General features: G+C 73.2%; 12 protein-coding genes. All 12 read left to right on the top strand.

The window, feature by feature from the left end:
* Positions 1-71 precede the first annotated feature (71 nt).
* Entirely contained in the window at positions 72-1172 is a 1101-nt protein-coding gene (locus tag ACGF3J_RS01955; protein WP_161327420.1) for a mechanosensitive ion channel domain-containing protein, read from the top strand.
* A gap of 215 nt (positions 1173-1387) precedes the next feature.
* A complete protein-coding gene (locus ACGF3J_RS01950) occupies positions 1388-2599 on the top strand; it encodes an ROK family protein (protein WP_393853384.1) in 1212 nt (403 codons plus the stop codon).
* A 120-nt stretch (positions 2600-2719) separates the two neighbouring features.
* The gene (locus tag ACGF3J_RS01945) at positions 2720-4057 is read left to right on the top strand and encodes an ABC transporter substrate-binding protein (protein WP_161327418.1); all 1338 of its coding nucleotides are present in this window, start codon (positions 2720-2722) and stop codon (positions 4055-4057) included.
* A 17-nt stretch (positions 4058-4074) separates the two neighbouring features.
* Entirely contained in the window at positions 4075-5019 is a 945-nt protein-coding gene (locus tag ACGF3J_RS01940; protein ID WP_161327436.1) for a carbohydrate ABC transporter permease, read from the top strand.
* Entirely contained in the window at positions 5016-5909 is an 894-nt protein-coding gene (locus ACGF3J_RS01935; RefSeq protein WP_161327417.1) for a carbohydrate ABC transporter permease, read from the top strand. The genes ACGF3J_RS01940 and ACGF3J_RS01935 overlap by 4 nt, the downstream gene beginning before the upstream one ends.
* Positions 5910-5916: 7 nt before the next feature.
* Positions 5917-7182 (top strand): 6-phospho-beta-glucosidase, encoded by a 1266-nt coding sequence (locus ACGF3J_RS01930; protein WP_161327416.1) that lies wholly within the window; start codon positions 5917-5919, stop codon positions 7180-7182.
* Positions 7173-8144 (top strand): N-acetylglucosamine kinase, encoded by a 972-nt coding sequence (locus ACGF3J_RS01925; protein ID WP_393853383.1) that lies wholly within the window; start codon positions 7173-7175, stop codon positions 8142-8144. Before ACGF3J_RS01930 ends, ACGF3J_RS01925 begins: the two co-directional genes overlap by 10 nt.
* Positions 8145-8323: 179 nt before the next feature.
* Positions 8324-9787 carry a hypothetical protein gene (locus tag ACGF3J_RS01920; RefSeq protein ID WP_393853382.1) on the top strand — a complete coding sequence of 488 codons (1464 nt, stop codon included), beginning with the start codon at positions 8324-8326 and terminating at the stop codon, positions 9785-9787.
* 58 nt (positions 9788-9845) lie between these two features.
* Positions 9846-10889, top strand: a complete 1044-nt coding sequence (locus ACGF3J_RS01915) for a glutamate ABC transporter substrate-binding protein (RefSeq protein WP_161330091.1) — start codon at positions 9846-9848, stop codon at positions 10887-10889.
* Between the two features lie 54 nt (positions 10890-10943).
* On the top strand, positions 10944-12278 hold the full coding sequence (locus ACGF3J_RS01910; RefSeq protein ID WP_393853381.1) for a hypothetical protein: 1335 nt from the start codon (positions 10944-10946) through the stop codon (positions 12276-12278).
* 22 nt (positions 12279-12300) lie between these two features.
* Positions 12301-15012, top strand: coding sequence for a tetratricopeptide repeat protein (locus ACGF3J_RS01905; protein ID WP_393853380.1), 2712 nt, complete (start codon positions 12301-12303; stop codon positions 15010-15012).
* Between the two features lie 3 nt (positions 15013-15015).
* Positions 15016-16389 (top strand): PP2C family serine/threonine-protein phosphatase, encoded by a 1374-nt coding sequence (locus ACGF3J_RS01900; protein ID WP_393853379.1) that lies wholly within the window; start codon positions 15016-15018, stop codon positions 16387-16389.
* The last annotated feature ends 62 nt before the right edge of the window (positions 16390-16451 follow it).

The following is a 16451-nucleotide window of genomic DNA, read 5'->3' as shown; positions in this document are numbered from 1 at the left end:
GTCCGGTGACCTTTCCGTGACCTTGGACCGGACCTCGAAGGACGGGCCGCCGCACTTGGAGGTAAGCCGTCGTGTCCCTGTCCGCCGCCGTCCGCACGGCCGCCGGTCCGTCGCCGTCCCCGACGCCCTCGGGGTCGACGACGCCGCCCGTGCCCTCGCTCCGGGACGCCCAGGAACACGCGACGAACGCCGCGGGCTGGGTCGAGGAGAACTGGTCGACGTGGCTGGCGATCGGGCTGCGGGTGCTGCTGATCCTGGTGATCGCGGCGGTGCTGCGGGCGGTGGTGCGGCGGGCGATCACCAAGCTGATAGAGCGGATGAACCGCAGGACCGGAACGGGCGGCAGCACCGCGCTGAGCAGCCTGCTGGTCAACGCCGAGCGGCGCCGGCAGCGTTCCGAGGCCATCGGGTCCGTGATGCGCTCGGTGGCCAGCTTCCTCGTCCTCGGCACCGCCGCGCTGATGATCCTCGGGACCTTCCAGATCAACCTCGCCCCGCTGCTGGCCTCGGCCGGTGTCGCGGGCGTGGCGATCGGCTTCGGCGCCCGCAACCTGGTCACCGACTTCCTGTCCGGCGTCTTCATGATCCTGGAGGACCAGTACGGCGTCGGCGACAGCATCGACGCGGGTGTGGCCTCCGGCGAGGTCATCGAGGTCGGGCTGCGGGTGACCAAGCTGCGCGGCGTCGACGGCGAGATCTGGTACGTCCGCAACGGCGAGGTCAAGCGGATCGGCAACCTCTCCCAGGGCTGGTCCACGGCCGGCGTGGACGTGACCGTCCGCTCCGACGAGAACCTGGACAAGGTGAAGGAGACCCTCGACGCGGTCGGCGAGCGGATGAGCAAGGAGGAGCCCTGGAACGAGATGCTCTGGGGCCCGATCGAGGTCCTCGGCCTGGACTCCGTACTGCTCGACTCCATGGTCGTGCGGGTCTCCGCGAAGACCATGCCCGGCAAGTCCCTCACCGTCGAGCGTGAGCTGCGCTGGCGGATCAAGCGGGCCTTCGACGAGGCCGGCATCGCGATCGTCGGCGGGGCCACGTTCCCGGTGGACGGCGCCCCGGCCGTCGCCGACCCGGCGGCCGGTGTCGCGCCGCCGTCGGCATACGCGAGCACGGTGTCGCCGCAGTCCGTCGCGGCGTCCCCCATCCCTCCGCCGAGCACCACCAAGTAGCGCGACCGGCTCCTCCCCGGAGTGACACCGCCCCCGAGGTAACGACTGCGTTGCCTCGGGGGCGGTCTCTTGACGCCCCCTCCCGGGCGGGCCTACGTTTCTCAGCCAACAGGAAACTTTCCTAACAGTCACAGTGGACGAGGCGGGCAGGCGGGCAGTGGACTTGCCCGTCCCCCACTGAAAGGCTGAGCGGCGAGAGGCAGGTGTGGACACGTATGGCAGGAACCGCCGGAACGCCGGGCACCCCGCGCGTCCTGCGCGCCATGAACGACCGGGCCGCCCTGGACCTCCTGCTGGAGCACGGGCCGCTGTCCCGGACCCGGATCGGCAAACTGACCGGCCTGTCCAAGCCGACCGCCTCCCAACTGCTGGCCCGCCTGGAGGCCGCGGGCCTGGTGCTGGCCGGCGGCACCACCGAGGGCCGCCCGGGCCCCGGCGCACAGCTCTACGAGGTCAACCCGGCCGCCGCGTACGCCGCCGGACTCGACGTCACCCCGGACCGCGTCCTGGCGGCGGTCGCCGACGTCACCGGGCGCACCGTCGGCCGCTTCGAACTGCCGACCCCGGGCCGGCGGCCCCTCACCCCGGTCGTCCAGCAGGTCACCGACGCCCTCGACGGCGCGGTGAAGGCCGCCGGACTCGCCCGGGCCGACGTCCACCGCCTCGTCATCGGCACCCCGGGCGCCTTCGACCCGGGCACGGGGCGGCTGCGCTACGCCTCCCACCTGCCCGGCTGGCACTCCCCCACCCTCCTGGACGAACTCGCCGCCGCGCTGCCGATGCCGGTCGAGTACGAGAACGACGTGAACCTCGCGGCCGTGGCCGAGCAGCGCCTCGGCGCGGCCCGGGGACACGAGGACTTCGTGCTCCTGTGGAACCAGGAGGGCCTGGGCGCCGCCCTGGTCCTCGGCGGCCGGCTGCACCGCGGCTGGACCGGCGGCGCGGGCGAGGTCGGGTTCCTTCCGGTGCCGGGCGCGCCGCTGGTCCGCAAGGTCAGCCGGACCGGCAGCGGCGGCTTCCAGGAACTCGCCGGTTCCCAGGCCCTGCCGGGGCTCGCCCGGGAGCTGGGGCTCACCGACCTTCCTCCGGGGCCGTACTACGAGTCCGCCGCCGCGCTCGTCGCCCGTGCCGCCGAGGCCGACGACGAACCGCACCGCCGGCTGCTCCAGACCTACGCCACCCGCCTGGCCACCGGCCTCGCCTCCCTCGTCTCGGTGCTCGACCCCGAGCTGGTGGTCCTGAGCGGCACCTCGCTCGCCGCCGGCGGCGAGGCGCTCCGCGACCTGGTCCAGGACGAGCTGGAGGAGCTGGCCGCCTCCCGGCCCCGGCTCGTCGTCGGTGACGTGACCGACCACCCCGTACTGCGCGGCGCGCTGGAGAGCGCCCTCGCGACCACCCGCGACGAGGTCTTCGACACCTCGCGCTGAGCGACCCCCCGCACGGCACCGCCTCCGCACGGCACCACCACTCGCACGGCACCACCCACCCCGCGCCACCCCCGCACCACCACCCCCGTCCCGCCACGCCCTGCCCCAGGGAGCCTCGCCATGCCCGGAATATCCAGAAAGGCCGCCCTCGCGGTCGCCGCCTCCGCCTCCCTCGCCCTGCTCGCCACCGCCTGTACCGGCCAGGCCGATTCCGGCGCCTCCGACGATCCGAACGCCAGGACCACCCTCACCTTCTGGCACGGCTGGAGCGCGCCCGCCGAGGTGAAGGCCGTACAGGCCAACGTCGACCGCTTCGAGAAGGCGCACCCCAACATCAAGGTGAAGGTCGTCGGCAACATCAACGACGACAAGCTCAACCAGGCCCTGCGCGCGGGCGGTTCGAGCGGCCCCGACGTGGTGTCCTCGTTCACCACCTCCAACATCGGCAAGTTCTGCTCGTCGGGCGCCTTCGCCGACCTGAAGCCCTTCATCGAGAAGTCGAAGCTCGACCTGGACGCCCTCATCCCGAAGCCGATGCTGGACTACACGCAGTTCGAGGGCGTGCGCTGCGCCCTGCCGCTGCTCGGCGACGCCTACGGCCTCTACTACGACAAGGACGCCTTCGCGGCGGCCGGCATCAAGGCCCCGCCCAAGACCTGGTCCGAGTTCGCCGAGGTGGCGAAGAAGCTGACCAAGCCGAAGGGCGACGGCTACGAGCAGCTCGGCTTCATGCCGAACTACCACGGCTACGAGACCGTCGTCGACCACTACATGTCCCAGTGGGACCACGCCTACTTCGACCAGGACGGCAAGTCGAGCGTCGCCGAGGACCCGGCCTTCGCGGAGATGTTCACGTACCAGAAGAAGCTCGTCGACGACCTCGGCGGCTTCGCCAGGCTGGAGAAGTACCGCAACACCTTCGGCGACGAGTGGGGCGCCAAACACCCGTTCCACACCGGCCAGGTGGCGATGCAGCTCGACGGCGAGTGGCGGCTCGGCATGGCCAAGGACGCCGGGGTGGACTTCGAGATCGGCACCGCGCCGCTGCCCGTCGCCGACGACGAGGTGGACGAGTACGGCAAGGGGTTCCTGTCCGGCACCGTCATGGGCATCGCGCCGCAGAGCGAGAAGAAGAACGCCGCGTGGGAGCTGGTGAAGTACATGACGACCGACACCGGGGCCGTCGTCGCCTTCGCCAACGCCATCCGCAACGTGCCCTCCACCTTCCCGGCCCTGAAGTCGCCGGACCTCAGGACCGACCCCGCGTTCAAGACCTTCCTGGACATCGCCCAGCACCCCGAGTCGAACTCCCCGCCGGCCTCCGTCAACGGCTCCACGTACCAGCTGACGCTCCAGGACTTCGGGTATCAGTACGAGTCGGGCAAGGTGAAGGATCTCAAGGCCGGGCTGGAGAAGACCGCCGAGCAGATCGACCGCGACATCGAGCAGACGAAGTAGCGGGCATGACCACGTCCATGACCGCGAACACCCTCCGTGCGAAGCGCCGTTCCTCGGCGCTGCGCACGCTGGCCTTCATGTCGCCGTGGCTCGTCGGGTTCGGCGTCTTCTTCGCCTATCCCCTCGTGTCCACCGTGTACTTCTCGCTGATGAGATACGACGGCTTCGGGGTCCCCGAGTTCCGGGGCCTGGACAACTGGGTGTACGTCTTCCGGGACTACCCCCTGTTCTGGCCCGCCCTGCGCAACACCCTGTGGCTGGTCGTGGTGATGGTGACCTGCCGGGTGGTGTTCGGGCTCGGGATCGGGCTGCTCATCACGAAGATCAGGAGGGGGGCCGGAGTCTTCCGCACCCTCTTCTACCTCCCCTACCTCGCCCCGCCGGTCGCCGCGACGCTGGCCTTCGTCTTCCTCCTCAACCCCGGCACCGGACCGGTCAACTCCGTCCTGGAGGGCCTGGGCGTCCCCGCGCCCGGCTGGTTCACCGACGCGGCCTGGTCCAAACCGGCGCTGACCGCGCTCGCCCTGTGGGGCGTGGGCGACCTCATGGTCATCTTCATGGCCGCGCTGCTCGACGTACCGAAGGAGCAGTACGAGGCGGCGGAGCTGGACGGGGCGTCGGCGTGGCAGCGGTTCCGGTTCGTGACGCTGCCGAACATCTCGCCGATCGTGCTGTTCGCCGTGGTCACCGGCGTGATCCAGACGATGCAGTACTACACGCAGCCGCTGGTCGCGGGGAAGGTCGCCTCCGGGATCATCGGCGGCTCCGGCCAGTCCTTCGAGCCGGGCTACCCGGACAAGTCGACCCTCACGCTCCCCCAGCTCGTCTACAACCTCGGCTTCCAGCGCTTCGACTACGGCTCCGCCTGCGTGGTCGCCCTCGTGCTGTTCGCGCTGGCCATGGCGTGCACGGCGCTGCTGATGCGCCGCCGGGGCGGACTGATCCAGGCAGGTGACCGATGACCCAGGTACTGGACCGGCCCGTGGTGGCCGGCACGACACCCCCCACCGAACGGCGTGCCGCCCGCCGGCGCGTGCTGCTGGAGTGGATCGGCGTCCACGCCCTGGGCGTCGCCGCCGCCCTGTTCTTCACCCTGCCGTTCGTGTTCGTGGTGCTCACCTCGCTGATGAGCGACCAGCAGGCCCTCACCCGGGACCTGTGGCCGCACACCTGGGAGTGGGGCAACTACCGCACGGTCCTGGACACGCCCGGCTTCCTCACCTGGTGGCGGAACACACTGCTCTACGCCGGTCTGGGCACCCTCCTGACCGTCGTGTCCTCGGTGCCCGTGGCCTACGCGCTGGCCAAGTTCCGCTTCCGGGGCCGGCATCTGTCCCTGATGCTGGTGATCTCGATGATGATGCTGCCCCCGCAGGTGATCATCATCCCGATGTACCTGTTCTGGGCGAAGCAGCTGGACCTGTCCGGCACCCTCTGGCCGCTGATCATCCCGATGGCGTTCGGCGACGCGTTCTCCATCTTCCTGCTGCGCCAGTTCCTGCTGACCATCCCGGACGAGTACCTGGACGCGGCCAGGGTCGACGGCTGCGGGGAACTGCGCACCCTGCTGAAGGTCGTCCTGCCGATGGCGAAACCGGGCATCGCGGCGGTGGCCCTCTTCCAGTTCTTCTACGCCTGGAACGACTACTTCGGCCCGCAGATCTACGCCTCCGAGAACCCCGGCGCCTGGACCCTCTCCTACGGCCTGGAGTCCTTCAAGGGCGCCCACCACACCGACTGGAACCTCACCATGGCCGCGACCGTGCTGGTCATGGCCCCCGTGATCCTCGTGTTCTTCTTCGCGCAGAAGGCGTTCGTCGAGGGCGTCACACTGACCGGAGTAAAGGGTTGATGACTGCATGAAACTCACCGTGGTCGGCGGCGGTTCGACCTACACGCCCGAACTGATCGACGGCTTCGCCCGGTTGCGGGACACCCTGCCGGTCCGGGAGCTGGTCCTCGTCGACCCGGCGGCGGACCGGCTGGAGCTGGTGGGCGGCCTCGCCCGCCGCATCTTCGCCCGGCAGGGACACGACGGCCGGGTCGTCACCACCTCCGACCTGGACGCGGCCGTGGAGGGCGCCGACGCCGTACTGCTCCAGTTGCGCGTCGGCGGCCAGGCGGCCCGCGAACAGGACGAGACCTGGCCGCTGGAGTGCGGCTGCGTCGGCCAGGAGACGACCGGCGCGGGCGGCCTGGCCAAGGCGCTGCGCACGGTGCCGGTGGTGCTGGACATCGCCGAGCGGGTCCGGCGGGCCAACCCGGACGCCTGGATCATCGACTTCACCAACCCGGTGGGCATCGTGACCCGGGCCCTGCTCCAGGCGGGGCACCGGGCGGTCGGCCTGTGCAACGTGGCGATCGGGCTCCAGCGCAAGTTCGCCGCACTGCTCGGCGTGACGCCCGCCGACGTCCACCTCGACCACGTGGGCCTCAACCACCTCACCTGGGAGACCGGCGTCCGGCTCGGCGGCCCCGAGGGCGAGGACGTCCTGCCCCGGCTGCTCGCCGAGCACGGGGACGCGGTCGCCGCCGACCTGCGCCTGCCCCTCCCCCTCCTCGACCGCCTCGGCGTCGTCCCCTCCTACTACCTGCGCTACTACTACGCGCACGACGAGGTCGTGGACGAACTGCGCACCAAGCCCTCGCGGGCCGCCGAGGTGGCGGAGATGGAGCGGCAACTGCTGGAGATGTACGGCGATCCGGCCCTGGACGAGAAGCCCGCCCTGCTCGCCAAGCGCGGCGGCGCCTACTACTCGGAGGCCGCCGTCGACCTGGCCGCCGCCCTGCTCGGCGGTGCCGGCTCCCCCTACCAGGTGGTCAACACGTACAACGGGGGCACGCTGCCCTTCCTGCCCGACGACGCCGTGATCGAGGTGCCGGCCGCGGTGGGCGCCAAGGGTGCCGCCCCGCTGCCGGTGGCGGCCGTGGACCCGCTGTACGCGGGCCTGATGGCGAACGTGACCGCCTACGAGGACCTCGCCCTGGACGCCGCCCTGCGCGGCGGCCGGGACCGGGTCTTCCGGGCGCTGCTCGCCCACCCCCTCGTCGGCCAGTACGGGTACGCCGAGCGGCTCACCGACCGGCTGATCGCACACAACCGGGAGCACCTGGCGTGGGCCTGACCGCGAGCGTCCTCGCCGTCGACGCGGGCAACAGCAAGACCGACGTGGCCGTGGTGACGGCGGACGGGGAGGTGCTGGCCACGGCCCGCGGCGGCCCCTTCCGGCCGCCCGCGGTGGGCGTCGAACGGGCCGTCGACACCCTGGCGGAAGCGGTGACGCGGGCCTTCGCGGCGGCCGGTGTCGGCTCCGTCGAACACGTGTCGGCGTGCCTGGCCAACGCCGACCTGCCCGTGGAGGAGGAGCAACTGGCCGCCGCGCTGCACGCGCGCGCGTGGGGCTCGCGGGTGGACGTGCGCAACGACACCTTCGCGATCCTGCGGGCCGGTGTCGACGAGCCGCTCGGCGTCGCCGTCGTGTGCGGGGCCGGCGTCAACTGCGTCGGCATGCGCCCCGACGGGCGCACCGCCCGCTTCCCGGCCATCGGGCGCCTGTCCGGCGACTGGGGCGGCGGCTGGGGGCTGGCCGAGGAGGCGCTGTGGCACGCGGCGCGCGCCGAGGACGGCCGGGGCGGACCCACGGAACTGGCCCGGACCCTGCCGGCGCACTTCGGGCTCGACTCGATGTACGCCCTCATCGAGGCCCTGCACCTGCGGCACGTCGAGCCCGCGCGACGCCACGAGCTGACCCCGGTGCTGTTCGCCACGGCGGCGGACGGCGACCCCCTCGCCCGGTCGGTCGTGGACCGGCAGGCCGACGAGGTGGTGGCGATGGCGACGGTCGCGCTGACCCGTCTGGACCTGCTGTCCGAACCGGCGCCGGTCCTGCTCGGCGGCAGCGTCCTGGCGGCGCGCCATCCGCAGCTCGACGACCGGATACGGGAGCTGTTGGCGGCCCGCGCCCCGAAGGCCGTCCCCACGGTGGTGACCGCGCGGCCGGTGCTGGGCGCGGCGCTGCTGGGTCTGGACCGGGTGGGCGCGTCGGCCGGGGCCCGTGCGCGGGTGCGGGAGCGGTTCGCGGCCTGACAGGGATCCGGACGGACGGCGGGACCGGCTCGGGGAACCGAACCGGTTCCGCCGGCGTATTCATGGGCAGGGGTTGGTGCGTCGCACCCTGATCGAATCCGGATCGGGTGAAGGCCGGTGCGAATGTCGGTGCGGGCAGCGATACTTGCGGCGACGGATGACCATGGGGGAGGTCAGGAGTGACTCGACCGCCGAAGGGCAGCGCGGCACCGCAGGGCCCGGGCGTGCCCGCGCCGCCCGCCGTGCCACCGCAGTCCGGCCCTCCGGCACCCGAACAGGGCCCCTCCGGCGGCGCACCGGCCGCTCCCCCGCAGCCGCCCGCCCCGCCCCGGCGCACCGCCTTCGCCGAGGGCGTGGACCGGCTGCGCGCGGCGGCGGTCACCGAACCCGGGCGGCTGCGCATCATCGGCGCGCTGCTCGCCGCGCTGGTCGTCGCCTTCGGCGCCGTCACCGCCTGGCAGATGAACGACCGGTCCACCGCGGCCGACGACGTGCTGACCCGCAGCCAGCCCCTCAGCTCCGCCGCCGCCGGCATCTACCGCTCACTGGCCGAGGCCAACACGGCGGCCTCCAGCGGCTTCCTCGCCGGCGGCCAGGAGACGAAGGACTCCCGCGACCGGTACGACAACGGCATCAGCGCCGCCGCCGAAGGACTCGTCACCGCCGCCGCCAACTCCGACCCCGAGTCGCCGGCCGCGAAGACCATCGCGAGGCTGAACCGGCTGCTGCCCGAGTACAAGGGCCTGGTCGAGCGCGCCCGCACCTACAACCGGCAGGGCTTCCCGGTCGGCGGCGCCTACCTGCGCTACGCCAACGAGAAGATGCAGAAGGAGATGCTCCCCGCGGCGGAGGACCTCTACAAGACGGAGAACGGCCGGCTGAGCGCCGACTACGGCGACGCCAAGCCCTACCCCTGGGCCGCGATCGCCCTCGGCGTCGTCGTCCTCGCCGCGCTGGTCTGGGCGCAGCAGCGCAACTACCGGCGCACCAACCGGGTCCTCAACCACGGCCTGGTCGCCGCCACGGCCACCGCCACGATCGTCATGCTCTGGCTGGTCGTCGGCCACAGCGTCGCCCGGTCCAGCCTGACCGACTCCTACGAGCACGGCGTCCGCTCGCTGAACGCGCTCAACGAGGCCCGGATCGCCTCCCTCAAGGCCCGCGGCAACGAGAACCTCACACTGGTGTCGCGCGGCGCGGAGACCACCAAGGTGGGCGAGAAGACGTACGACTCCTACGACCTGGCCTTCGGGAAGAACATGGACGCCCTCGGCAAGGCGCTCGCCGAGGCGGGAAGGCTCGCCGACGACAAGGCGGGCGAGTCCCCCGTGGACGCGGCGAACGGCAGCATGACGGAGTGGAAGAAGCGCCACGCCTCGGCCCGCGAGCAGGACGACTACGGCAACTACCAGCAGGCACTGGATCTGGTGATAGGCGGTGAGGGCGCCACCGTCGAGTGCTTCGACGGCGTGGACGACTCGCTGGCCGCCGCGCTCGCGCACGAGAAGGACGAGTTCGAGCGGTCGGCCGGCGACGGCCTGGACGCGATGACCCTCCTGCCCCAGGGCGCGGGGATACTGGCGGGACTGGGCGCGGCCGGCGCGCTGCTGGGCATCGGACGCAGGCTGTCGGAGTACCGGTGAGGCGGCGCGCGCGGCCGGCGGCCGTCGGGAAGGGGCACCCGTGAAAGGGGGCGTGAGGATGCGTGCGCGGCGATTGCGGACCGGGCTGAAGGGCTGGGGCGGAGTGGGCGCGATGGCGTTCGCCTGCGCCCTCGCCGTGCTGTTCGCCCTGCTCCTGCCGTTGGTCCGCTCGCACGGCGAGGGCGGCGGCGCGTACGACGGCCCCGGCCTCGCCCACGGCGGCCAGGCCCGGGCCGCGCAGGAGTGCCCGGACCCGGAGAAGCAGACCCTCGCCCCGTCCGGGGCCGACGGCCCCACCATCGACGAGATCCGCGGCCGCGAGGGCGAGAAGCGCAAGCTGATCGTCGGCGTCGACCAGAACAGCTACCGCTGGGGCTACCGCGACCCGAACAGCGGCGGCGACGCCGAGCTGGAGGGCTTCGACATCGACCTGGCGCACCGCATCGCGGAAGACATCCTCGGTGACGCGGACGCCGTGCAGTTCAAGGCCATACCCACCAACCAGCGCGAGCCGGCGATCCAGGACGGCCGGGTCGACATGGTGGTCCGCACCATGACGATCAACTGCGCCCGCCTGGAGAAGGTCGCCTTCTCCGCCCCCTACTTCCGCACCGGCCAGCAGCTGCTCGCCCCCAAGTCGTCCCCGATCACCGGGTACGACGACACGCTGGCCGGCCGGAGCATCTGCACGGCGGCCGGTTCCACCGCGCTGAGCACACTGGAGCAGGACCAGAAGGACGGCCGGCTCGCCGCCGACGCCGACCTCGGCACCACCGTGCCCAACCAACTCGACTGCCTGGTGCGGCTCCAGCTCGGCGAGGTCGACGCGGTGGTCACCGACGGCGCGCTCGCCGCGAGCCAGGCCGCGCAGGACCCGACGGTGCAGCTGAAGGGCGACCCCTTCACCACCGAGTACTACGGCGTGGCGATGAAGAAGGACGCCGACGATCTGGTACGCCGGGTCAACCGGATCCTGGAGGAGTGGCGCGCCGACCGGACCGACGGCTGGCAGAACTCGTACGACGAGTGGCTGTCCCCGACCATGGGCGACGACCCGGCGCAGTCGGAGCCGCCGGCCCCGGAGTACCTGCGCAAGAGCTGAACGGCCGCCGTACACAGGCAGAGAGCACAAGTCCGCGACAGCGAGGGGTGATCGATGGGCGACACGGGACCCACCGGGCCGGTGATGGACCGGGACGAGGTGGACCGTGCGCTGGCGCGGCTCGGCGCGGAGCACGAGGCGGTCGAGACCTCACTGCTCGCCCTCCAGGACCACGCGGGCCGCAGACTCCTCGAAGGCGCCGAGCTGACCGGCGTCACCGTCGAGCGCTGGAGTGCCGCGGAGGCGTCAATCACGCTGCTGTGGTCCTACTTCGACGCCTACACGGGCGCGCTGCGCACCGCCCGGGAGATCCGCTCCCGGCGCCGCTGGTCCAGCCGCGAGGACCTGGTGGAGCTGACGGAGCTGCTGCGCGGCGAGGCCGTCACCGTGGCCGGCGGTGCGGCGGCCCTCGCCCAGGCGCCCACCCCGGACGGCGGTCCCGGACGGCTCAGCGAGCGCTATTCCCTGGCGGCGCTGGTGGAGCGGATGAACCAGCTGTACGCGACCTCCCTGGACATGGTGGTCGCCGCCGACGCGGTGTGGTCGGCGCTGCCCGCCCGGATCGATTTACTCGCCGCCGAGCTCCAGCGCACCCGCAAGCTCGCGCACTCCGTGGGCGTGCGCCCCGGCGAACACCCGTCCGGCGACGACCTGGAGCGGATCACCCGCACCCTGACGCGGCTGCGCGAGCGGGTGGTGTCCGACCCGCTGGCCTTCTGGCTGCCCGCCGAGGGCAGTTCGGCGCCCGGCGGCGGCCGGCCCGACACGACGGTGTACGACCGTGAGGCGCGCGCCCTGGAGGAGGTGCGCCGCGAGATCGACGCCGTGCTGGCCGTCCGCCAGGACGCCGAGCAGCGCATCGTGCGGCTGCGGGACGTGCTCTCCCGGGCGGACCGCACGCTCGCCGAGGCGCGCACCGCGCGCGGCGAGGTGCTGGCGAAGATCGCCGCGACGGAGGTGCCGGTGGTCGGGGGACCGCCGATCGTGCTCCAGGAGCAGCTGGCGGCGGCCGCCGAGTACCGCAGGCACGCGCAGTGGCACCGGCTGTCCCCGCTCCTGGAGTCCCTGGAGGAGAAGGCGGAGGACGAACTGCTGCGCGCCCGCGAGTCGTTGACGGCGGTCACCGCCCCGCTGGCGGTCCGCGCCGAGCTGCGCGGACGGCTCGACGCCTACAAGGCCAAGGTGGCCCGCCTCGGCTTCGCCGAGGACCCGGAGCTGGCGGAGAAGTACGAGAAGGCGCGCCGCATGCTGTGGAGCGCGCCCTGCGACCTGCGCGTCGCCGAGCAGGCCGTGCTGCGCTACCAGCACGCGGCGGCCGAGACGCTGGGCTCCCCGCGGCGCGTGCCCGGCCAGGGCGGGCCGGTGGACCGGACGGGGCCCGGCGTATGAGCGACGAGGGGGAGGCAGCGTCATGAGCGAGGCAGGGCGGACGTGTCAGCGTCCCGGCTGCGGCGGGACCTACGAGGACATGGGCGGCGGCGAGCTGTACTGCGACACCTGCGGCCTCGCGCCGGTCGTCGCGTCGAACGGCATGGTCGGCTCCACCCCGACGGGCGTCACCGCAGGCGGCGGCCGGGGCTCGCGCGGTTCGGCGGGCAGCGCCGGTTCGAGCGCCGGCGCCCGCGGTTCGGGTACGTCGTCGCAGTCGTCGCGCTCGTCCCGCTCGTCGAGGTCTCGGCGCTCGGTGTCGGGGCGGCTCTCCCGGGCGGTGTCGGGGCGGTCCACGGGGCGTTCGGTGTCGGTGCGCAGCTCCGGTTCGGGCGCCGGCTCCACCGCGCGGGGGCGCCTGGGCGCCGGACTCGTCGAGGTCCCGGCGATCCCGCGGCCCGACCCCCGCGAGATGGTCATGGAGCGTCCGGAGGTGCCGGAGCGGAAGCGGTTCTGCTCGCGCTCGGACTGCGGGGGGCCGGTCGGGCGGTCCCGCGGCGAGCGGCCGGGCCGCACGGAGGGCTTCTGCACCAAGTGCGGCCACCCGTACTCGTTCGTGCCCAAGCTGAAGACCGGCGACGTGGTGCACGGCCAGTACGAGGTGGTGGGCTGCCTCGCCCACGGCGGTCTCGGCTGGATCTACCTCGCCGTCGACAAGGCCGTCTCCGACCGCTGGGTGGTCCTCAAGGGCCTGCTGGACACCGGCGACCAGGACGCGATGGAGGCGGCGATCTCCGAACGGCGGTTCCTCGCCGAGATCGAGCACGCCAACATCGTGCGGATCTACAACTTCGTCGAGCACCTCGACCAGCGCACCGGCTCCCTCGACGGCTACATCGTCATGGAGTACGTGGGCGGCAAGTCGCTCAAGGAGATCGCCAACGCCCGCCGCACCCCGGCGGGCAGACGCGACCCGCTGCCGGTGGAGCAGGCCTGCGCGTACGGCATCGAGGCGCTGGAGGCGCTCGGCCACCTGCACAGCCGCAAGCTGCTGTACTGCGACTTCAAGGTCGACAACGCCATCCAGAGCGAGGACCAGCTCAAGCTCATCGACATGGGCGCGGTCCGCCGCATGGACGACGACGAGTCGGCGATCTACGGCACGGTGGGGTACCAGGCGCCGGAGGTGGCCGACGTGGGCCCGTCGGTCGCCTCCGACCTGTACACCGTGGGACGCACCCTGGCCGTGCTGACGTTCGACTTCCAGGGGTACACCACCGTCTACGCCGACTCGCTGCCCGACCCCGACACCATCGAGGTGTTCCGGCAGTACGAGTCCTTCTACCGGCTGCTGGTGCGCGCCACCGATCCGGACCCGGCCCGCAGGTTCGCCTCCGCGCAGGAGATGGCGGAGCAGCTGACGGGTGTGCTGCGCGAGGTGGTCTCGCTCCAGACCGGGCGTGCCCGGCCCGCGCTCTCCACGCTCTTCGGGCCCGAGGTCCGGGTGACGGACACGGAGCTGTTCCCCCGGCTGGACGGGGAGGTGTCGCGGCTGGGCGCCCGGACGACGGTCCGCGCGCGCGGACGCGGCACCGGCGCGGGAGTGTCCCTGCCGGGCGGTCCGGGGCCCGCCCCTGCACTGCCTCGCGCTACGGGACCGGCGGTGGGAGCGCCGGGCGGTACGGTCGCGGGGGCCACGCCGGGCGCCGGTACGGGCGGCGCGACGGGCTCGGTCGCCGGCGGCGGTGCGAGCGCGTCGCTGCCGGGCGCGGTAAGCGCGGTCGGCGGGCTCGGCGGCGGCACCTCCGGGCTGGTCAAGGACGCCGACGCACCCATCGCGTCCCTCGCCCTGCCGGTCCCCCGGGTCGACGCGGGCGACCCCAACGCGGGCTTCCTGGCGGGGCTCATGGCGTCCGCGCCGGGCGAGCTGCTGACCGCGCTGGCCGCCGCTCCGGCGCCGTCCACCGAGACGCGGCTGCGGCAGGTCAGGGCCCGGCTGGAGAACGGCGACGCGCCCGGCGCGCTGACGGCCCTGGAGACGCTGGAGCGCGAACGGCCCGACGACTGGCGGGTGGTCTGGTACCGCGGCCTTGCCGCACTGGTGACCGGCGGGCACGAGGACGCCGCGCTGGCCTTCGACGCCATCTACGACGCCTTCCCCGGCGAGACCGCGCCCAAGTTGGCGCTCGGCCTGTGCGCGGAGGTACTGGGACAGCTCGACAACGCCGCCGAGTACTACCGCCTGGTGTGGTCGACCGACCCGAGCCATGTCAGCGCCGCGTTCGGCCTGGCCAGGGTGCAGCTGGCCGGCGGCGACCGGACCGGTGCCGTAAGGACGCTGGAGTCGGTGCCGGAGTCGTCGGTGCACTGCACGGCCGCGCGGGTCGCGGCCGTACGGGCCCGGCTGCGGCGGCGTACGGCGGGCGCCGGCGACGTGGCCTTCCTGGACGACCTGACGGCCGCCGCCCGGCAGGTCGAGGCGCTGGACGTGTACGGTCTGGATCCGGCGCGGCGCGAGCAACTGTCGGCCGAGGTCCTCGGTTGCGCGCTGGACTGGGTACTCTCCGGAGGTCGGGGTTCCGTCCCTCCCGCCGCCGGAGGACGGACGCTGCTCGGCAGCGCCCTGGACGAACGCGGCCTGCGCTTCGGCCTGGAGCGTTCGTACCGCACGCTGGCCCGGCTGGCGCGGGACGGCGAGGAGAGGATCGACCTGGTGGAACGTGCAAACCGTTACCGCCCCCGGACGTGGGTGTAGTTGATGTCGCAGATGCCCCAGCAGGCCGCTGTGTCCAAGTGCCCGAGCTGCGAGGAACCCCTCGAGTCGGGTGACCGTTTCTGCGGTGCGTGCGGATACGACCTGTCCGCCGTGCCCCCGCGGCCCGATGACCACCCGACCGTCGCCGTCGGCGGCGCGGTGCCCGCTCCGGCGCCCCCACCGGACGGCGTGGACTGGCCCGCCGCCCGGGACTCGGACGGCAACGGCCGTCCCGTCCCCGTGCACGCGGCCGCCGAACTGCCGGGCACCGACTCGGGCGGCTCCCCGCTGCCGCCGCCCCCGGCGGCCCCACCGGTCCCGTCGGCGCCGCCCGCGCCCGGTGTGCGCTTCGACCGGCCCCGCGAACCCGAGGAGTACCCGTTGCAGGCGCCCGACCCGCGGCTGACCGCCTCAGCGGCGCCGCACGCCGAGCAGGGAGCGGAACCGGCCGCGGCCGCCGGGGACAAGGTGTGCGTGGCCTGCCGCGCGGGCCGCGTCGACGACGACGGCTACTGCGAGAACTGCGGGCACGCCCAGCCCCGCGAACGCGACCACATGGAGCAGGAGTCGGGCCCCGTCGCGGCGGTCAGCGACCGCGGCCTGCGCCACCACCGCAACGAGGACGCGTTCTCGGTGGGCTGCACCGCGCTGCCCGACGGCGCCCCCGCCAGCGTCGCGATCGTCTGCGACGGCGTGTCCTCCGCGACCCGCCCCGACGACGCCTCGCTCGCCGCGTCCCGGGCGGCCGGCGAGCTGCTGCTGACCGCCCTGCCGCGCGGCACGCATCCCCAACAGGCCATGCACGACGCCATCCTCGCCGCCTCGCACGCCGTCAACGCGCTGGCCGACGAACCCGCCACCGCCCGCGAGCAGGGCCCCCACCAGAACGCGCCCGCCTGCACCCTGGTCGGCGCCGTGGTCACCGCCGGCCTGCTGGTCGTCGGCTGGGTCGGCGACAGCCGCGTCTACTGGGTGCCGGCCGACCGCGCCACCCCGCCCGCCCGGCTCACCGAGGACGACTCGTGGGCCGCGCAGATGGTCGCCGCCGGTCTGATGAACGAGGCCGAGGCGTACGCCGACGAACGCGCCCACGCGATCACCGGCTGGCTGGGCGCCGACGCCTACGAACTGGAGCCGCACACCGCGTCCTTCAAGCCGGACCGCCCCGGCGTGGTCGTGGTCTGCACGGACGGCCTGTGGAACTACGCGGAGTCCGCCGAGGAAATGGCCGACGCCATGCCCCTCGACGCCGCCACCCGACCGCTGCACGGCGCCCGCGTCCTGGTCGGCCACGCCCTGGACGGCGGGGGCCACGACAACGTAACAGTGGCCCTCGTGCCGTTCCCGGCCGTGCCGCAGGGGGCAGGATCGGCCTGAGGCCCCCGTACGGGTAGGGGTACGCGCGGGGTGGCCTCGCGGGCCGCAGGGGGCGGTCCGCG

The sequence above is a fragment of the Streptomyces sp. NPDC048171 genome (assembly GCF_043202655.1).
Classification (GTDB): Bacteria; Actinomycetota; Actinomycetes; order Streptomycetales; family Streptomycetaceae; genus Streptomyces.
This window is presented reverse-complemented; position numbering and strand designations above follow the sequence as displayed.